Source organism: Streptomyces sp. NPDC058257, from assembly GCF_042881845.1.
GTDB lineage: Bacteria > Actinomycetota > Actinomycetes > Streptomycetales > Streptomycetaceae > Streptomyces.
Genome location: NZ_JBHVXJ010000011.1, coordinates 83,906 through 102,604, shown reverse-complemented (window position 1 = coordinate 102,604; position 18,699 = coordinate 83,906). Strand labels below are relative to the sequence as shown.

General features: G+C 65.5%; 19 protein-coding genes, 1 pseudogene and 1 riboswitch. Of the genes and pseudogenes, 11 read left to right on the top strand and 9 right to left on the bottom strand.

Going from position 1 to position 18,699, the window contains the following annotated elements; translation table 11 throughout:
• The first annotated feature begins 73 nt into the window (after positions 1-73).
• From tsf to ACFVXC_RS25245, 4 genes are all read left to right on the top strand, one after another.
• Positions 74-910, top strand: a complete 837-nt coding sequence (gene tsf, locus ACFVXC_RS25260; protein ID WP_389908938.1) for a translation elongation factor Ts — start codon at positions 74-76, stop codon at positions 908-910.
• Between the two features lie 186 nt (positions 911-1,096).
• Positions 1,097-1,858, top strand: coding sequence for a UMP kinase (gene pyrH / locus ACFVXC_RS25255; RefSeq protein ID WP_389908935.1), 762 nt, complete (start codon positions 1,097-1,099; stop codon positions 1,856-1,858).
• A 148-nt stretch (positions 1,859-2,006) separates the two neighbouring features.
• Positions 2,007-2,564: a ribosome recycling factor gene (gene frr, locus ACFVXC_RS25250; protein WP_351165429.1), complete on the top strand. Its 558-nt coding sequence runs from the start codon at positions 2,007-2,009 to the stop codon at positions 2,562-2,564.
• 34 nt (positions 2,565-2,598) lie between these two features.
• On the top strand, positions 2,599-3,666 hold the full coding sequence (locus tag ACFVXC_RS25245) for a phosphatidate cytidylyltransferase (RefSeq protein ID WP_389908933.1): 1,068 nt from the start codon (positions 2,599-2,601) through the stop codon (positions 3,664-3,666).
• A gap of 131 nt (positions 3,667-3,797) precedes the next feature.
• Here ACFVXC_RS25245 and ACFVXC_RS25240 read toward each other — a convergent pair whose 3' ends face one another.
• From ACFVXC_RS25240 to ACFVXC_RS25205, 8 genes are all read right to left on the bottom strand, one after another.
• A complete protein-coding gene (locus ACFVXC_RS25240) occupies positions 3,798-5,078 on the bottom strand; it encodes a VanZ family protein (protein ID WP_389908930.1) in 1,281 nt (426 codons plus the stop codon).
• Between the two features lie 116 nt (positions 5,079-5,194).
• On the bottom strand, positions 5,195-5,683 hold the full coding sequence (locus ACFVXC_RS25235) for a hypothetical protein (RefSeq protein WP_389908927.1): 489 nt from the start codon (positions 5,681-5,683) through the stop codon (positions 5,195-5,197).
• Positions 5,684-5,784: 101 nt separating this feature from the next.
• A complete protein-coding gene (locus ACFVXC_RS25230; protein ID WP_389908924.1) occupies positions 5,785-6,051 on the bottom strand; it encodes a hypothetical protein in 267 nt (88 codons plus the stop codon).
• A gap of 356 nt (positions 6,052-6,407) precedes the next feature.
• Complete coding sequence (locus ACFVXC_RS25225; RefSeq protein WP_389908921.1) at positions 6,408-7,244, bottom strand: Scr1 family TA system antitoxin-like transcriptional regulator; 837 nt, start codon at positions 7,242-7,244, stop codon at positions 6,408-6,410.
• On the bottom strand, positions 7,228-7,752 hold the full coding sequence (locus ACFVXC_RS25220; RefSeq protein WP_389908918.1) for a DUF6879 family protein: 525 nt from the start codon (positions 7,750-7,752) through the stop codon (positions 7,228-7,230). The genes ACFVXC_RS25225 and ACFVXC_RS25220 overlap by 17 nt, the downstream gene beginning before the upstream one ends.
• On the bottom strand, positions 7,736-7,942 hold the full coding sequence (locus ACFVXC_RS25215; protein WP_389908916.1) for a hypothetical protein: 207 nt from the start codon (positions 7,940-7,942) through the stop codon (positions 7,736-7,738). The genes ACFVXC_RS25220 and ACFVXC_RS25215 overlap by 17 nt, the downstream gene beginning before the upstream one ends.
• A 148-nt stretch (positions 7,943-8,090) precedes the next feature.
• Positions 8,091-8,291, bottom strand: a complete 201-nt coding sequence (locus tag ACFVXC_RS25210; RefSeq protein ID WP_389908912.1) for a DUF397 domain-containing protein — start codon at positions 8,289-8,291, stop codon at positions 8,091-8,093.
• A gap of 11 nt (positions 8,292-8,302) precedes the next feature.
• Entirely contained in the window at positions 8,303-9,157 is an 855-nt protein-coding gene (locus tag ACFVXC_RS25205) for a helix-turn-helix domain-containing protein (protein WP_389908910.1), read from the bottom strand.
• A gap of 320 nt (positions 9,158-9,477) precedes the next feature.
• On the opposite strand from ACFVXC_RS25205, the gene ACFVXC_RS25200 reads away from it, so the two are divergent.
• The 3 genes and pseudogenes from ACFVXC_RS25200 (at position 9,478) to ACFVXC_RS25190 (ending at position 11,209) form a co-directional block, all read left to right on the top strand.
• A complete protein-coding gene (locus tag ACFVXC_RS25200) occupies positions 9,478-9,864 on the top strand; it encodes an ATP-binding protein (protein WP_389908907.1) in 387 nt (128 codons plus the stop codon).
• Between the two features lie 365 nt (positions 9,865-10,229).
• Positions 10,230-10,553 (top strand): annotated as a pseudogene (locus ACFVXC_RS25195) (UTRA domain-containing protein); the annotation flags it as partial.
• Positions 10,550-11,209: a YdcF family protein gene (locus tag ACFVXC_RS25190; protein ID WP_389908905.1), complete on the top strand. Its 660-nt coding sequence runs from the start codon at positions 10,550-10,552 to the stop codon at positions 11,207-11,209. The pseudogene ACFVXC_RS25195 and the gene ACFVXC_RS25190, both read left to right, overlap by 4 nt.
• A gap of 57 nt (positions 11,210-11,266) precedes the next feature.
• Here ACFVXC_RS25190 and ACFVXC_RS25185 read toward each other — a convergent pair whose 3' ends face one another.
• The gene (locus ACFVXC_RS25185; protein WP_389908903.1) at positions 11,267-12,844 is read right to left on the bottom strand and encodes a hypothetical protein; all 1,578 of its coding nucleotides are present in this window, start codon (positions 12,842-12,844) and stop codon (positions 11,267-11,269) included.
• Positions 12,845-13,423: 579 nt separating this feature from the next.
• Here ACFVXC_RS25185 and rlmN point away from each other — a divergent pair.
• The 4 genes from rlmN to ACFVXC_RS25165 all read left to right on the top strand — a co-directional run bounded on the left by rlmN (position 13,424) and on the right by ACFVXC_RS25165 (position 18,657).
• Positions 13,424-14,530: a 23S rRNA (adenine(2503)-C(2))-methyltransferase RlmN gene (gene rlmN, locus ACFVXC_RS25180; RefSeq protein WP_389908900.1), complete on the top strand. Its 1,107-nt coding sequence runs from the start codon at positions 13,424-13,426 to the stop codon at positions 14,528-14,530.
• 54 nt (positions 14,531-14,584) lie between these two features.
• A riboswitch (TPP riboswitch) is annotated at positions 14,585-14,701 on the top strand.
• Between the two features lie 127 nt (positions 14,702-14,828).
• Positions 14,829-15,923: a thiamine ABC transporter substrate binding subunit gene (locus ACFVXC_RS25175; RefSeq protein ID WP_389909368.1), complete on the top strand. Its 1,095-nt coding sequence runs from the start codon at positions 14,829-14,831 to the stop codon at positions 15,921-15,923.
• A complete protein-coding gene (locus ACFVXC_RS25170) occupies positions 15,899-17,587 on the top strand; it encodes an ABC transporter permease (protein ID WP_389908897.1) in 1,689 nt (562 codons plus the stop codon). The genes ACFVXC_RS25175 and ACFVXC_RS25170 overlap by 25 nt, the downstream gene beginning before the upstream one ends.
• 29 nt (positions 17,588-17,616) lie before the next feature.
• Positions 17,617-18,657 (top strand): ABC transporter ATP-binding protein, encoded by a 1,041-nt coding sequence (locus tag ACFVXC_RS25165; protein ID WP_389909365.1) that lies wholly within the window; start codon positions 17,617-17,619, stop codon positions 18,655-18,657.
• Positions 18,658-18,699: the final 42 nt, after the last annotated feature.

Sequence of the window (18,699 nt, the reverse complement as noted above, 5' to 3'; positions counted from 1 at the left end):
GACGGCGGGGGCCCACAGGCCCCCGCCGTTCACCCGTAGATCTTTCAGACCTTCGAAAGAGAATTTCAGGATCATGGCGAACTACACCGCCGCTGACGTCAAGAAGCTCCGTGAGCTCACGGGCGCCGGCATGATGGACTGCAAGAAGGCGCTCGACGAGGCTGACGGCAGCGTCGACAAGGCCGTCGAGGCCCTGCGCATCAAGGGCCAGAAGGGCGTTGCCAAGCGCGAGGGCCGCTCCGCCGAGAACGGCGCCGTGGTCTCCCTCATCGCCGACGACAACACCTCCGGCGTGATCGTCGAGCTGAAGTGCGAGACGGACTTCGTCGCCAAGGGCGAGAAGTTCCAGGCTGTCGCGAACTCGCTCGCCGCGCACATCGCCAAGACGTCCCCGGCCGACCTCGAGGCGCTGCTCGCGTCCGAGATCGAGGCCGGCAAGACCGTCCAGGCGTACGTCGACGAGGCCAACGCCAACCTCGGCGAGAAGATCGTCCTGGACCGCTTCGCGCAGTTCTCGGGCACCTTCGTCACCGCGTACATGCACCGCACCATGCCCGACCTGCCCCCGCAGATCGGTGTTCTGGTCGAGCTGGACAAGGCTGACGCCGACCTCGCCAAGGGCATCGCGCAGCACATCGCCGCCTTCGCGCCGAAGTACCTCTCCCGTGAGGACGTCCCGGCCGAGGTCGTCGAGTCCGAGCGCCGCGTCGCCGAGGAGACCACCCGCGCCGAGGGCAAGCCCGAGGCCGCGCTGCCCAAGATCGTCGAGGGTCGCGTCAACGGCTTCTTCAAGGAGGCCACCCTCCTCGGTCAGCCGTACGCGCTCGACAACAAGAAGTCCGTCCAGAAGGTTCTGGACGAGGCCGGTGTCACCCTGAAGCGCTTCTCGCGCATCAAGGTCGGCATCTGAGTCAGTACCGCGATCGACGGTAGACCCCGCTAGGGTCGACAGCGGTCGCCCGCGTACTCACGCAGTACGCGATGTACGACCGCAGGATCTGACGAGGAGGCCATTGCCGAGCATGGGATGCGAACGACACCCCACCGGCAGTGGCCTTCTTCGTATGTGCGCCGAGCAAAAAGAAGCGAGAACTCCATGACCACCAAGGCCGACACAAACAGTGGCGACGAAAAAGTCCCCGGTCGTTTCCTGCTGAAGCTCTCCGGTGAGGCATTCGCCGGCGGGGGCGGCCTTGGCGTCGACCCCGACGTGGTGCACGCGATCGCCAAGGAGATCGCCGCGGTCGTCCGCGACGGTGCCCAGATCGCGGCCGTCATCGGCGGCGGCAACTTCTTCCGCGGCGCCGAGCTGCAGCAGCGCGGCATGGACCGGGCGCGCTCCGACTACATGGGCATGCTCGGCACGGTCATGAACTGCCTGGCCCTGCAGGACTTCCTGGAGAAGGAAGGCATCGAGTGCCGCGTGCAGACCGCCATCACGATGGGCCAGGTCGCGGAGCCGTACATCCCGCTGCGCGCCGTACGGCACCTTGAGAAGGGCCGTGTGGTCATCTTCGGTGCCGGTATGGGCATGCCGTACTTCTCCACCGACACGACCGCGGCGCAGCGCGCCCTGGAGATCGACGCCGAGGCCCTGCTCATGGGCAAGAACGGCGTCGACGGGGTCTACGACTCCGACCCCAAGACCAACCCGGACGCGGTCAAGTACGACGCGCTCGGCTACGGCGAGGTCATCACCCGCGACCTGAAGGTCGCCGACATGACCGCGATCACCCTGTGCCGCGACAACAAGTTGCCCATCCTGGTCTTCGAGTTGCTCTCCACCGGCAATATCGCCCGTGCCGTCAAGGGTGAGAAGATCGGCACACTCGTGGGTGACGGGGGTACCCGCGCCTGATCCCGGGGACGCCCCCGGGGGATGGACAAAGCCCTGCCGGTCGGACACGGTGCAGGGAAAGAGACGCGACGCAGCCGACGCCCCATGGACTCCCCCTACTTCACCGTGTGGGGGCGCCCCAGCCCACTCACAACACCAGGAGCAAGTGGTGATCGAAGAGACCCTCCTCGAGGCCGAGGAGAAGATGGAGAAGGCCGTCGTGGTCGCCAAGGAGGACTTCGCCGCGATTCGCACAGGCCGTGCGCACCCGGCGATGTTCAACAAGATCGTGGCCGACTACTACGGCGCCCTTACGCCGATCAATCAGCTGGCCTCGTTCTCGGTGCCCGAGCCGCGGATGGCCGTGGTGACCCCGTTCGACAAGAGCGCGCTGCGCAACATCGAACAGGCGATCCGCGACTCCGACCTCGGCGTCAACCCCAGCAATGATGGAAACATCATCCGGGTGACGTTCCCCGAGCTGACGCAGGACCGCCGCAAGGAGTACATCAAGGTCGCCAAGACCAAGGCCGAGGACTCCAAGATCTCGATCCGTTCCATCCGCCGCAAGGCCAAGGAATCGATCGACAAGGCGATCAAGGACGGCGACATCGGCGAGGACGAGGGCCGGCGCGCGGAGAAGGAGCTCGACGACACCACGGCGAAGTACGTCGCCCAGGTCGACGAGCTGCTCAAGCACAAGGAAGCCGAGCTGCTCGAGGTCTGAGGGCTCGTGGTCTGAGGACTGAGGAATCCGATCCGTGAACGACTCTTCCTGGGGGGCGCCTCCCAGAGCCGGGTACTGGGGGCCGCCCGACCAGGGCCCTGCTCAAGGGGCTGCCCCGGCAGGTCCCGCGTACGATGCGCATGACGCCCTGTATCCATCAGAGACGCAGCCCATGCCCATCGTGCCCGACATGCCTGACGTGCCTGAAGTACCCCAGGAGCCCATGCCCAGCGCAGCATCACAGCCCGCCCCCGAGACGCCGCGTGCGCCTCGTGCGCCGCAGAAGAAGAGCGCGGGCCGTGACCTCGGGGCGGCCATAGGAGTCGGCGTGGGGCTCGGCGCGGTGATCGTCGCGTCGCTCTTCATCGTGAAGGCCGTCTTCATCGGCGTCATAGCGGTCGCCGTCGTGGTCGGTCTCTGGGAGCTCACCTCGCGGCTGGAGGAGCGCAAGGGCATCAAGGCGCCGCTGGTCCCGCTCGCGGTGGGCGGCGCCGCGATGGTCGTCGCCGGATACGTCCGCGGGCCCGAGGGCGCCTGGGTCGCCATGGCGCTCACGGCGCTCGCGGTGCTCGTGTGGCGGATGACCGAGCCGCCCGAGGGCTATCTGAAGGACGTCACGGCGGGCGTCTTCGCGGCGTTCTACGTCCCGTTCCTCGCCACGTTCGTGGCGCTGATGCTCACCGCGGACGACGGCGCGATGCGGGTGCTCACGTTCCTGCTCCTGACCGTGGTCAGCGACACCGGGGCGTACGCGATCGGCTGGCGCTTCGGCAAGCACAAGCTCGCCCCGCGCATCAGCCCCGGCAAGACCCGCGAGGGCCTGGTCGGCGCGGTGACGTTCGCGATGGCGGGGGGCGCGCTGTGCATGGAGTTCCTGATAGACGGCGGCACGTGGTGGCAGGGGCTGCTCATCGGCCTCGCGGTCGCCGCGAGCGCGACACTCGGTGACCTCGGCGAATCCATGATCAAGCGTGACCTCGGCATCAAGGACATGGGCACGCTGCTCCCCGGCCACGGGGGCATCATGGACCGCCTCGACTCCCTGCTGCCGACGGCTCCGGTGGTGTGGCTGCTGCTGGTCGTCTTCGTGGGGTCCGGCTGACCTGCGTCCGCGTACGTACGTAAGGGGCTCGTCGTCCATGGGGGCGGCGGGTCCCTTTTCGTATGGCGTATGCCGCCTCTCGGTTACCAGGCCCGAAGCCGACGCCTCTCAGTGGTCGTCCTGCCCGAGGGTCAGTGGTGTCCCGACGCCGTGCGGGTCGATTCGGGCGCCGGGGTCTGCGACGCGTCGGTGCCCGGTCCGGGGGCCTGCGGAGCGTCCACGTGCTCGACGTGGAACCGGTGTCGGCGCGAGCGTGCGTCAGCGCCCACCGTGCGCACCCCGGACGCCAGCTCGTGGGTCCAGAGGTCCGGCCTCCGCCTCCGGGCCATCAGCACGTACCCGCCGAGCAGGACCACGACGAGAACGATCAGCAGCACCTGCGGAAAGTGGTCGATCAGCTGCCACTGGATCGCGAGCGTGTCCGCAGCCGTGGCGTCCCGGACCCGGCGTACCACCCACGACGGCCCGTACAGCAGGACCATCGACGCGGCCACGAGGGTAGCCATCAGCGGGAGAGTCACCACGCCCAGCAGCGACGCGCGGACCCCGATCCGCCACAGCGCCGGCCGCCCGTCGCCCTCGGTCGGCGCCAGCTTCAGCAGGAGAAGCCGCTTGCCCGGGGTTGTCCTCGTCAGCCAGGGCAGTACGACGAACCACACGGCGAAGACCGCGATCATCACCTGCGGTATGGGATGGGAGTCGCTGTACACGTCTTCCGCCGTGGCCAGGAGCATGAGGACGGTGACGGCCGAGACTCCGGTCAGGTCGACAAGCAGCGCCACCAGGCGCCGTCCGAGGGTGACGGGCTGTCGGGCCAGCGTCGTGCGGTCCAGCGTCTCCCACGTCGGGAGCAGTCGGGCCAGTGGCCCGGCCACGTACCAGCCGAGCAGCGCTCCCGCGGTGTTGAGCAGCAGGTCGTCGACGTCGAACAGACGGTACGGGCACGGGTAGGCACCCCACAGCGCGGTGCCCTGCGTGACCTCGAAGAACAGCGAGGCGCCGAAGCCCGCGACGGCCGCGGCGGCGACGCCGCGCCGCAGGTGGTAGCGGACGAAGACGCCCAGCGGGAGCAGCAGGACCAGGTTCAGGACCGCACCGCTGACTGCGGGGTTCTGGAGCACCAGCGCGTTCAGCGTGACCTTGTGGTGCGCCTCCTTCCAGATGTCGCTGAAGGTGTTGCCCGGGATCCACTGCGGGCTGGCGGCCGCCGCGAACGTTTTGCACATGTCCGCTGTCCGCGTGGGCAGCGGGACGAGCGTCATGCACAGGGCCGTGATCGCGTAGTAGAGGAAGCCGAGGAGCGATAGGGCACGCCACTGCGACATGGTGCCGTGGCGGCGGTACAGGACGACTGCCGTCGGGAGGAAAAGCACCAGCGCGAGGAGCGGGAAGAGCGCTGCCGCCGTCTTCATCGGCAAAAGGTACGCAGAAGGCATGCGGGAGACTATACACAGTCTCTATACATGTCATGTATAGACGGGTGAGCTGCGGCTTTGCGTAGGGCGGCCTTGCGTAGGGAGAGAGAGGACTACGCGGTCTTTGATCGCCAGTAGGCCACCCGGTCGTGCCAGTAGGCGACCCAGTTGTGCCAGTAGGCCACCCAGTCGTGAGTGAGGTGGCCCATGCGCTTCTTCCAGTCCTGTGGATCGTGCGGGCGATCTCGTCCCAGGTTCGGGCGTTCGCTTCGGAGAACGCGGCGACGGATGCGTGCGGGGCCGCTGCCCACGACGGGAACTGCCGGCGTGCCCAGCTGTCCGCGGCTTCCGCGGTGTGTCCGGCTTCCATGAGCCGCAGGATGAGGACGGCGGGGTCGATCCATGACACTCAGGGACAGGTGGCGGGGAGGGCGTTCGGTGATCGTCTCCAGGATCTCCTGTTTGTGGAGCTGTGATCCGTTGGTGGAGATCGTCGGCATAATGCCGAGGTCGTAGGCGTATGAGTACGCCTCGGGGAACTCGCGGTCGATAAGCGGTTCGCCGCCTGTGATCTGGAGCCGGAGCACGCCGATGTCGCGCATGATGTCGAGTAGGCGAACCTTGTCGGCCCACGGCAGCCCCTCGAACCGCTTCAGGCTCAGGTAGCAGTGTGAGCGTCGTAGTGACAGCCCTTGTTGATCTCCTAGGAAGCGCGGGCCATGCCGTACGGAGAGGGTGCGCGGACGAGGTCGGGTTCGCGCAGGGGCCGATGGGCGGGAAGGCCAAGCCCCCATGCCTGGCGGGCGCCGTCGAGGAGCCACTGCGGCGCCTCGGTGCCGGTGCTCGCAGTCTTGCTCAGTTCGAGGAACCGGGCGAGCGGGATCTGCCCCCCGTTGTCGTTGCCGGGGCGTAAGACGAGGTACTCGTCGAGGAACGGACTAGCGATCAGTTCGTGAGTGGGTGGGGGCATGGTTCCCTTCCGGCGAGGGGAATGGGCGAGCGGCGGCGCTTCCCTGTATCAGTTCGTGGAGGACAGCCCGGGCTTTGCTGCCCATGGCGTCGGCCAAGTGATCGGCCAGCAGCTCGGCCTCTGAGGGCAGCAGGACCATCTCTGTGTCTGCTGTATGCAGACCGTTCTTCGACAGCCACACCGGAATCCGAATGCGCCCGGCATCGTCCTTGTAGGCCGTGCGACTGGGGATCGGCCCCACGCGCCAGCCCCGTGGGGCAGACGGTTGTCTCGGCGACTTCGGTTTAGTCGGCATGGATTCATCGTCGGCCCGGCGAGGACGCGGATCTAGCGCTATTCGCGTTGAGGACTAAAGATCAGCGGCGGAACGACCAGGCCCAGGAGGTCAATTGCTCGCGCGCGTCCTCTCCAAAAGTGGCATGTTCCTCGTAGCCGGTGAACCGGTCGAGGAGTGAGTGAACGTCCTTGGGGTCGCGAAAGACGACCGCACCTAGGTCTGTTTCGATCGTTGCTAGACGGTCGTCGTAGATCGTGAACGTACTCAAGGGAGTGTGGCTGAACTTCCTACCCATGGGTAGCACGCCAATCCGGATGTTCCCCTGGAGGGCGAGCGAGGCCAGTCGGTCAATCTGTATGGCCATTGCGTCTGGTGGAACCAGCGGGTATCGGATGGCTTGCTCCGTGAGCAGGAACGTGAAGCGCTTCGAGCGGTCGAGTAGAATGGCCTGCCGTTCAAGCTTCATACCAACGGCCTTGGCCTGTTGGGTCGGTGGCGCGTGCGCGATGCTTTCCCGGATGTAGTCCGGTGTTGCCAGTAGGGCCGTGGTCATCGACAGCAGGAAGTACCGGAAATCTCTGGTGGCTGCTTCGATTCCGGCAAGTTCCAGCTGCTTCTTGTCCAGCCCCTTCCGGCGCAGGGCCTTGCGGTCCTGCCACTCCGTCTGCGCTAGGCGAGCCATGGCCATTACTTCGGCTGCGACAGCGGGGGAAACGCTCAGAGCTCTGAGGATCTGCTCGACGTCGACCAGGGACGGGCGGAGCTTGTTGCCTTCGATGCGGCTGATCTTGGACTGAGACATGTTGCAACGCGCAGCAAGCCGGACCCCAGAGAGTCCGGCTTGATTGCGGAGGCGTTTGAGCATGGCTGCCAGTTCGAGGCCAGACTGGTCAAGCTCGTCAGGCTCGATGGCCACCGTTCACGTACTCCTCGAAGGGCACCGACTCGGCCATCGCGATCCGCTGGTATTCGAGGAACGGGGACGCGTCCCCTGCGAACACCTCGCGATTGATCTGCGTGCCGTCGTCCTCATAGTTCATGAGGACGACTTCCACGCGGTCGAACATCCAGAAGTCCGGGGCCCCTTCAAGAGGGTTGGGGCGGTTGGTCACATCGAGGATGCGGATTTCGTCCCCTGCCCGAGCATGCACCTCGTAGAACCGGGCGAACTCGAACCGCAGGTAGTCGGAGAGCGGCTGCGTCACGATGTGCACGCGGCCGTTGCGTTTGCCCTCGGCGCGTTGCCGTGAGACGCGTTCTGTGTATGAGGATGCGGTGTACGGCGTCATCGGCCGACCTTCGCGGAAGGCTGCGAACTCTTCCGTTTCCTGCGGTACGAGGTACTGCGGAAGCGTCTCAAGCCGCCAGGCTTCTTGATCGATCCCCGCGAACCGACGACGCCACTCGTCACCATCCAAGAGCACGTACGGCCTCCCTCAACACTTCCTCCGGGATCTCCACCAGGGCCTCACCGGACGGTGGTGTGAATGCCTCTGAGACGCTTCCTTGAACGACGACCGAGCCGCTTGCTGTCCGGTAGACGTTCGGGCAGTCCTCCTCGCCACACGCGCCGTTGCCGTTGCCAGTGAGCCGGGTCAATTCCTCGCGTGCCATGGACGACGAACCCCCTTGTCCTGGGCCCCTGTGGGCCGGTCCCCTTGACGCTACGGGGGCGGTTTGCAAGGTGTCTATGCGAGTGCGCGTTTATGCGCGTACTCGCATAAAGAGGCCTCCAGCCTGCCGAGGCGGACAGGAGGTGTTGCTACGCAGTGAGATGGTCGAACTCGCCGACTTTGACGCCCGTGATGAAGGCTGCCAGGTTGGTGCGACTGGTGACGATGATGTTGTCGGGAACGTCGCTCTCGCGCATCAAGATCCCGCCCTCGTGCTGCGCCATCTCGACGCAGTTGGGTCCATCGCCGCCTGAGAACGACGACTTCTGCCACCGTATGGATCCGCTCATGCCTACGTGTCTCACAGTTCTCGTGCGATGTGATGGATGATGCTTCGCGATTCGTCTGGATCAAGGGACGCATGCTCGGCGATGTCGAGCAGAGTCGTGTACTTCAACAGGTCGGCCTCGGCATCTAGGAACTGGTTCCCCGAGGCACTGTCGAGCTGCACGGTGTCGAGTTGGGACACAACACCCGTCGCGTACAAGACCGGTTGAGTGACCTCGATGAAGTCCTCGCTCGTGAAGGGAATCACTCGCACGGTGACGGTGGGGCTGTGTGAGGCCGCCATCAGGTGTTCTAGCTGCTCACGAGCAACCTTGCGGCCGCCGAAGCGCATGCGCAGTGCCGCCTCGTGGATGATCGCCATGAACGTTGGCGGGGACTCGCGCTCGAAGATGGCTGTCCGCTTCATTCGGTGCTCGACGCGCAGTTCGACCTCGTCGAGCGGCAGCTTGGGGCGGACCCCCGAGAACAGGGCGTGCGCGTATCGCCCGGTCTGAAGCAGACCGGGAAGGGTGACGCTCTGCATTGATCGGAGCCGTAGGGCATGGTGCTCAAGCTCGGCGATGTCCAGGAAGCCAGGGACAAGTATGCCCCGGTACTCGTCGAACCAGTACTGTCCGCGACGCTCGCGTGCGATGGCGCACAGCGCATCGATCAGCGCCCTGTCGGCGCATTGATAGAACGTGCATAGGCGGCGGATGCGGTCATCGCCGATGCCGACGCGTCCCGCTTCTATATGGCTGATCTTGGCTTGGTCGGTGGACAGCAGTCCAGCGGACTCACGCGCAGTCTTGCCTGCGCGGTCGCGCAACTTCCGCAGTTCCGTACCCAAGCGGGTCTGACGTGCGGTGGGGTTGTCCCTCGGCGGCATAGTCCCTTCCCCTTGTCTGCCCTGAGTGTGTCGCGTAATCGCACCACTGGTCCACCCGTTAGGGCCATAGTTACGGAACACCCTTGCTCCGGAGCATAGTTGCCCCCTAGGTTCCCCAATGGCACCACGCAGCACGCCGGTAATCCCGCAGTGCAGCCGCTGACGCACGCCCTCATGGGTGCGCCATCCCTCAATCCATGGGGCGGCCAGAGCCACGGTGGCGAGCAGCGCACACTACAACCGCGTTGGGAGACGAAAAGATGCCTACGGCCTTAGCACCTGCTGCGCTCCACGCACCGAAGTCCTCTACGACCTACCGATTGACCGCAGCGAACGTACCGACAGCCGCTGTCGTGCTGCGGAACCTGGTTGTCACCCTGTTCTGCACGACGGGGCACGAGACGCTTGCACAGACCGCACGCCTCTTGACGAGCGAAATCGTCACCAACGTCTATCGCCATACGGCGACGCGCATTGTGCACGTCGAGGTGACGGTCGACGAACGCCAAACCTGGGTCTGTGTGCATGACGACAAGCCGCGCTACAGCCTGACGCCCCTGTCGGTGGTGGACGGCGAGGATGGCCGTGGCCTAGCCATCGTCGAGGCGTGCGCCGACGCCTGGGGAATCACGCACTTCGGCGAACCAGAGCCGACATCAAAGGCAGTGTGGTTTCGCCTCGTTGAGGGCGACGGGGGCGACTTGTGACCACGCCGAGCATGGTGCATGTGTCCGTGAACGGACGCACGGGCGCTCCGGATGAACTGTGGCTCCACTTCGACATGACTCTGCTCGTCGGACAGCCTCCTGACCTTGCCCGGTGTACCACCTATCAAATGGGCGATGATGTCGGGCTGTTGGAGAGCCGACCGCTCGACGCGGGGGAGGCGGCCCAATTAACGCCGAACGGGCCATGTGGGGAATCGTCGATCCAAGCTTCTGGGAGCCCGGGACGCACGGAGGCCCGCCGCCACCTTGTTCAAGGCGCCCCCTCGCCATGACGCCACTGCGTCCACCCAGAGCCCCCACGTGTCCCACTCGGGGGCGGGTTGGCGGAGGAGGAAGGGGGCAACCCTGAGCACGTCGAGGGGACGCGCATCGTCGACCCGACGCCCGGTCCGGCCGGTCGTGGCGGTGGGTACCGGGTGCTCTACGACGCGGGCTACGAGATCGACCACATGCGGGAAGAGATCTTCGCCCGGACCCCGAGCGCCGTCGAGTCCAAGCTCCTGCAGCTCCCTGCCGGGGAGCGGGTTGTCGAGCTGCATCGCACGACCTACACCGCAGATGACACGGTGGTGGAGTTCGCCATTGGCGTTCATGCGGCCACGCACTTCGCGTGGTCCTACGACTTCAAGGTGCCCGACTCGGCGCAGGAAGAAGGCGACAAGGCGTGATCTCCGTACAGGCGTGGGCCGATGCGCAGGAACTCTGGGACTTCCAGCTGATGGGACACGAGCCCCGGCGATGTTCGGTGGCGATCGGGCTCGGCAGCCACGATCTCGGAGTAGCTGACACCACGGCGGACCTGTATCACCGCGGCCTGGCCCCGCTCATTGTCTTCACCGGGGCCACCAGCCGTACGACGCGTGATGTCATGCCGAAGGGCGAGGCTGAGCACTACCGTGAGCGGGCCTTGGAGCTTGGAGTGCCGGCGGACGCGATCCTCGTAGAGCCGCGGGCCCGGAACACGGGCGAGAACATCACGCTGTCTCGGGCCTTGCTGGAAGAGCACGGTGTGTCCGTTGAATCTGCGCTACTGGTCAGCAAGCCGTACGAAGAGCGTCGGTCCTACGCCACAGCTTGCAAGGTCTGGCCGGACGTGACGTGGGTGAGTGCATCTGCGGCCATGACGCTCGCGGAGTACGTCGACTCGATCCAGGATGCGCGGCTCGTCATCGACATGCTTGTGGGAGCACAGCAGCGGCTCATGCTCTATCCCGAGCAGGGGTTCATGATTAGTCAAGAAGTGCCGCCGTCGATCATTGGGGCGTTCGAACGCCTGCGGGTGGAAGGGTTCACCAGCCGTATTATTCCTGATCGCGCCGCGTGAGCGAACCCGGCGCGCATTGGGATAAGCGCCGGGGTGTTGTCAGCAGGCCTGCGGCATTCAGCTTTCTCTTTGCTCATCCCTAGAGTGGCTTAGAATGGCTGGTATCGTCGACTCTTTCATTTTCTGTGCGATCTGCAACAGGTAATCTATTCCCTTGAACTCGTAAATGCATTCAGTTACGTGACGGCCAAGTGCATTAGTTTCAAAGTAATAATCAACGCCACCGTGTGTAATCCTGGAAGAAATCTGCATGGAGCGAATCGGCGGCCCCTCTCCTTGCGGTATCCTCACGTCGAATCCGTGATTTTCTAGCGCATCGGCGATATGCCCAACATTAGTGCAAATGATCACAATGAGGCGACCGTGCAATAGGTCAAAAATTGCCTTCTTTGGGATCGAGTAAAGGAAGTAGGGAAGGTACTGCTGTGGGCCCCGCGACTCCAATTCCGGCACTGAGGCAATCTCGAGTGAGTTCCGTGAGTCGACTTTAGATTTAGCCAGACCTGACGATGTTAGATCTACGAGGAATTGGGGGTTCTGGATTGCCTCTACCTCGATCTCGCTGCTGTCATAATATGCCACGTAGAGGAATGCTTTGTCCACACTCTCGCTGGCATAGCCATCACGACGCGCGTTCCGGATCACCCGTCTGAGAGTCTTCCAATGGGAGGTGGGAGCGGAGTCGACTATAGTTGTTATGGTCTTTTGACCATCAACAGTCTGAACGGTTCCATCTTTTGCTTCCTGGCGTGAAAGTGCCTTTGCCATACGCTTCGTCTGCCGGGAGATCCTGCGGTCCTCACGGCTTGCCGATGCCGAGAATAGGGCTGGACCCTCACCTAGATTCGTCTCTGCGGACTCTTCGTTAATCTCGGTCGAAAAATCTATTTTGGGGTCATCTTCGGAGGACAGAAAAGTGACTGATACGTCATAGTGCGAAGAGTTTTCACCCTCGCCCTTGCCTAGGTAGCGCGTCTTCATTTCTACTGTGCGGAGTGTCCGCTTTCCCTGTTCGGATCGTACGAAGGTGACGTCTCCAATCCTCAGGCAATCCGTAACATCGTGGATTACAGGGAATCCCCATCCTTCTCCCGCTAGGTAGGATGAGATTCCGATCAGTCCACGACTTCCGTGGTCCTCTTTGCCGATAGGTACGGGGTCGTTTTCACCCAGGGGTCGGATGGCTTTAGAGTCCACTCCCAGGGATAGCCAGGCGAAGGCGTCTCCGAGTCTCCGCGAACTCCACCTGGCGTACTGAAGGCTTTTGAGCTTCGTGGCCTTATCCTTGGAGCGGCGGATTCGTTCCTTTTCTATGCCAATTGACTGCTGGATATCGCGCTGCAGTTTCAGCAAGTCAATCTGAAAGTCCCACAATGTGCCAGCGTTGTATTCAGCGCCGATTAGAAACCTCGCAAGGCATTCAACTCTGTGCAGATAACCTTTGGTTTCATTGTCGGTCTTTTGCTCGTGCGCAGGGGCAGTGGACCTAGGGGGCATAGCTACATTCTGCCGCGAAACCTCCTTCGGTACATCCGACTTAACCCAACTTGTGTGGGTGCCTCCCCCATGCTCGGTAACCAACTCTCGGACGCACCGAAGGGTGCGCTCTTGCTGCTCCGTGAGGCGCTCGCTCATGACGCGTGCCTCTCTGTACGCGCGGAGACGAGGTGGCGCAGCTCCACGCGGGTCGCTGGGGCCCTGCCTGCTTCGGTGGACCAGAACGAGTGCCACATCAGGCGAGTGGAGAGCGGCTGTAGAACGCGGCGCAACCTCGAGGGGTGGGCCGGTTGGGGATCGGCGAGCGCCTCGTATGTGCGGGTCCAGGCGGTCTAGAGCTGGATCAGGTCGTTAGGGAAGAGGGTTGGCGCCATGACGAAGATTAGGCCGCGTGTTCGAATGTCTGCGCTAGTGAGTTGTGCGCTTGATCGCTGCCGCGAGGTGCCATCTAGCGAGTGCCCCCTGACCTGCGTTGAGGCGCTTACGTCGCGGCGTGCAGCATTGCGGGCCCAGCTCTCGACGCACGTCTGAGGGCCGTGGCGGCACGAGGTTCGGACAGGGCGCATGGCTTTCTTCTCGCAGGTCAGCCCGGAAACCGCCGGGCCGTCTGTGGGCCGTCAAAGGGCGGCCCACACCCACCAGTGACGACCAACAACGACCACCACCCATAGCCGGTGACCTGGCCGGGCCCCCTCCGTCTGCGACACTGGAAGAACCATGCCTGTACCCGGAGAACTCACCTTCGTCGCGCCCCGCGGAGCCAAGAAGCCGCCGCGGCATCTCGCCGACCTCACGCCCGCCGAGCGCAAGGAAGCCGTCGCAGCCGTCGGCGAGAAACCGTTTCGCGCCAAGCAGCTCTCGCAGCACTACTTCGCGCGGTACGCGCACGACCCGGAGCAGTGGACCGACATCCCCGCCGGTTCGCGCCAGAAGCTGCAAGAGGCGTTGCTTCCCGAGCTGATGTCCGTGGTCCGGCACATCAGCTGTGACGACGACACCACCCGCAAGACGCTGTGGCGCCTCTTCGACGGGACGCTCGTCGAGTCCGTGCTCATGCGCTATCCGGACCGCGTGACGATGTGCATCTCGTCGCAGGCCGGATGCGGGATGAACTGTCCGTTCTGTGCGACGGGGCAGGCCGGCCTCGACCGGAATCTGTCGACCGCCGAGATCGTGCACCAGATCGTCGACGGGATGCGGGCGCTGCGGGACGGGGAGATTCCCGGCGGGCCCGCCCGGCTCTCCAACATCGTGTTCATGGGGATGGGCGAGCCGCTCGCCAACTACAACCGCGTGACCGGTGCCATTCGTAGGCTCACGGATCCCGAGCCCGACGGCGTCGGCCTCTCGCAGCGTGGGATCACCGTGTCGACGGTCGGCCTGGTGCCCGCCATCCACCGGTTCGCCGACGAGGGCTTCAAGTGCCGCCTCGCCATCTCGCTGCACGCGCCCGACGACGAGCTGCGCGACACCCTCGTCCCCGTCAACACGCGGTGGAACGTGCGCGAGGTGCTGGAGTCCGGGTGGGAGTACGCCGCCAAGTCGGGGCGCCGCCTGTCCATCGAGTACGCGCTGATCCGCGACATCAACGACCAGGCCTGGCGTGGTGACCGTCTCGGGCGGCTGCTCAAGAACAAGCCCGTCCACGTGAACCTGATCCCGCTGAACCCGACGCCGGGTTCGAAGTGGACCGCGTCGCGGCCGGAGGACGAGAAGGCCTTCGTGGACGCCATCGCCGCTCATGGAGTGCCCGTCACGGTGCGTGACACCCGGGGCCAGGAGATCGACGGGGCCTGCGGTCAGCTCGCCGCGTCCGAGCGCTAGCCTGCCGCGCGTTAGTCTGGCCGGAACACAACTTCATAGCCGGAACACATCTTCATATTCCGACAGGGGAGCGCCACAGCGCTGAGAGTGCGGCACCAAGAACAGGTTGGCCGCAGACCCTCTGAACCTTGCCCGGGTCATTCCGGGTAGGAAGTTCGGACATCACTCAAGCTGTTGCGCCCTGCCCGCAGCCTCTTCAAGGCTGTGGGCAGGGCCGCGTCTCTTCCTGGTCACTCCAGGAGGAATCAATTCAGTGAGCACCACCAACGTGAGCACCACCAACGTGAGCACCACCAAAGTGAGCTCCACCAAGAAGGTCACGGTCACCGCTGTCGCGGTCGGCCTCTCGCTCGTCGCGCTCTCCGCGTGCGGCAGCTCGTCCGGCAGCGGCGACGAGGCCGCCGATTCCAAGAGCGTCACGCTGGTCAGCCACGACTCCTTCAATGTCTCCAAGGACGTACTGAAGGCGTTCGAGAAGAGCTCCGGCTACAAGGTCAACGTCCTCAAGGACGGCGACGCGGGTGCCGCCGTGAACAAGGCGATTCTCTCGAAGGACAACCCGCAAGGGGACGTCTTCTTCGGCGTCGACAACACCCTGCTCTCGCGCGCCCTCGACAATGACCTCTTCCAGTCCTACGAGGCCAAGGGGTCGGGGCAGGTCGCCTCGCAGTTCCGTGTCGATCAGGGCAAGCATCGCGTCACGCCCGTCGACAGCGGTGACATCTGCGTCAACTACGACAAGAAGTACTTCGCCGACAAGAAGCTCGCGCCGCCGAAGTCCTTCGCCGACCTGGCCAAGCCCGCGTACAAGAACCTGCTCGTGACCGAGAACGCCGCGACCTCGTCTCCCGGTCTCGGTTTCCTGCTGGGGACGGCCGCCGAGTACGGCGACGGGGAACACGGCTGGGAAAGCTACTGGAAGAAGCTCAAGGCCAACGGCGTCAAGGTCGTCGACGGCTGGGAGCAGGCCTACAACGAGGAGTTCTCCGGGTCCGCCGGGGGCAAGAAGGCGAAGGGCGACCGGCCGCTCGTCGTCTCGTACGCCTCGTCGCCGCCCGTCGAGGTGCTCTACGCGAAGCCGCAGCCCAAGCAGGCGCCGACCGGCGTCGCGACCGGCACCTGCTTCCGGCAGGTCGAGTACGCGGGCCTGCTCAGCAACGCCAAGAACGAGAAGGGCGGCAAGGCGCTGCTCGACTTCCTGATCAGTGACAAGTTCCAGGGCGACATGCCGTTGAACATGTTCGTGAATCCGGTGCGGAAGAACGCCGAGCTGCCCGAGCTGTTCGTCAAACACGGGGTCAAGGTCGACGATCCGGAGACCATGGACCCGAAGAAGATCGCCGACAACCGCGAGCAGTGGGTCAAGTCGTGGACCTCGCTCGTACTGAAGTAAAGAGCCCGGCCCGCAAGAGGGCCGGACGCGGGGGCGCGGCTCGGCTCGGTCTGATGGCCGTGCCCGTCGCGTTCTTCGCGCTCTTCTTCGCCTATCCGGTCGCCGCGATCGTCGCGCGTGGCCTGAAGGTCGGCGGGGAGTGGCAGTTCGGACGGATCGTCGAGGTCATCGGGCAGTCCGACGTGCGGCACGTGCTGTGGTTCACCACCTGGCAGGCGCTCGCGTCGACCGCGCTCACGCTGCTCATCGCGCTCCCCGGCGCGTACGTCTTCGCGCGCTTCGAGTTCAGGGGCAAGCAGGTTCTGCGGGCGATCGTCACCGTGCCGTTCGTGCTGCCGACGGTCGTCGTCGGGACCGCGTTCCTCGCGCTGCTCGGCCGGGGCGGTCTGCTCGACGAGATGTGGGGCGTGCGGCTCGACACGACCGTGTGGGCCATTCTGCTCGCGCACGTCTTCTTCAATTACGCCGTCGTCGTACGGACCGTGGGCGGTCTCTGGTCGCAGCTCGACCCGCGTCAGGAGGAGGCCGCGCGGATGCTCGGCGCCTCGCGGTGGATGGCGTGGCGGACGGTGACGCTCCCCGCGCTCGGGCCCGCGGTCGCCGCGGCGTCCCTCATGGTCTTCCTGTTCACGTTCACCTCCTTCGGCGTCGTGCAGATCCTCGGCGGACCCGCGTACTCGACCCTCGAAGTCGAGATCTACCGGCAGACCGCCCAGCTCCTCGACCTGTCGACGGCCGCCGTCCTGACGATCGTGCAGTTCGCGGCGGTCGGCCTGATCCTCGCCGTGCACGCGTGGACGGTGCGCAGGCGGGAGACCGCGCTGAAGCTGGTCGACGCCTCCACGGTCGCGCGGCGGCCACGCGGCCCAGGGCAGTGGACGCTGCTCGCCGGGGTCATGGTCACGATCGCCGTGCTGGTACTGCTGCCGCTCGGCGTGCTGATCGAGCGGTCGCTGAGCGGCCCCGACGGCTACGGCTTCACCTACTACAAGGAGCTGACATCGGCGGAGGGCGGGGCCTTCCTCGTACCGCCGATCGAGGCCGTCTGGAATTCGCTCCAGTACGCGCTCGCCGCCACCGCCATCGCCCTGGTGATCGGCGGGCTCGCGGCGGCGGCGCTCACCCGGAAGGCCGGTCGGCTGGTGCGCGGTTTCGACGCGCTCCTGATGCTGCCGCTCGGGGTCTCCGCGGTGACGGTGGGCTTCGGGTTCCTGATCACGCTGGACAAGCCGCCGCTCGACCTGCGCTCCACGTGGATCCTGGTGCCGCTCGCGCAGGCTCTGGTGGGCGTGCCCTTCGTCGTACGCACCATGCTTCCCGTCCTGCGCGCGGTGGACGGACGTCTGCGCGAGGCGGCGGCCGTCCTCGGGGCGTCGCCGCTGCGGGCGTGGCGGGAGGTCGACCTGCCGATGGTGCGAAGGGCGCTGCTCATCGCCGCCGGGTTCGCCTTCGCGGTGTCCCTGGGGGAGTTCGGCGCGACCGTGTTCATCGCCCGGCCGGACAACCCGACGCTTCCGGTCGCCGTGGCGCGGCTCCTCGGGCGGGCCGGTGAGCTCAACTACGGGCAGGCCATGGCGCTTTCGACGATCTTGATGGTGGTGTGCGCGGTGTCGCTTCTGCTGCTCGAACGGCTCCGTACCGACCGCACGACCGGGGAGTTCTGATGGGTGTGGGCGTGAGCAAGGGTGTGGGCATGGGGCTGTTGACGTTGGCCGATGCGACCGTGCGGTTCGGGGAGCGTGCCGTGCTCGACCGTGTCGGGCTCGCGGTCGACGAGCACGAGATCGTGTGCGTCCTCGGGCCCAGCGGCAGCGGCAAGTCGACCCTGCTGCGTGCGGTCGCCGGGCTCCAGGAGCTCGACGGCGGGAAGATCCTGCTGGATGGGAAGGACCAGCGTGGGGTGCCCGCGCACAAACGTGGGGTCGGCCTGATGTTCCAGGATCATCAGCTGTTCCCGCAGCGCGACGTCGCGGGCAACGTCGCCTTCGGGCTGCGGATGCACGGGGTGTCTAAGGGGGAACAGGCCGATCGGGTGGCCGAGTTGCTCGAACTCGTGGGCCTTCCGGGGGCGCAGCGGCGGGCCGTCGCCTCGCTCTCCGGCGGCGAGCAGCAGCGGGTCGCTCTCGCGCGGGCGCTCGCGCCGAGGCCGCGCCTGCTGATGCTCGATGAGCCGCTCGGACAGCTCGACCGGTCGCTGCGGGAGCGGCTCGTTGTCGAACTCCGTGAACTGTTCGACGAGTTGGGTACGACGGTGCTTGCGGTCACGCACGACCAGGGCGAGGCGTTCGCGCTCGCGGACCGGGTCGTGGTGATGCGGGAGGGGCGGATCGCCCAGTCGGGTACGCCCCTTGAGGTCTGGCGGCATCCGGCGGACGAGTTCGTCGCGCGGTTCCTCGGCTTCGACAACATCGTCGACGCGACGGTGGCCGGGGAGGCGGCCGACACCGTCTGGGGAAAGGTTCCGGTGCCGCAGGACGTGGGGGACGGGTCGTGCCGGGGGGACGGGCCGTGCCGACTCCTTGTACGTCCGGCGGGGGTACGGCTCGTGCCCGCCGACGAGGGGCTGCCGTGCGCGGTGACGGCGCGTACCTTCCGGGGCACCCATGTCGCCGTACATCTGGAGCCTCGGTCGGGGCCGCGCCTTGAAGCGGCCTGTGCGCTTCGGGACGCGCCCGGAGTGGGGGAGACGGTGGGGGTCGCGTTCGATGTGGGGGATGTCGTGGTGCTGGGCTGAGTTCGTCCTCGAACGCCGGACGGGCTGAGACGCCCGCCGGGG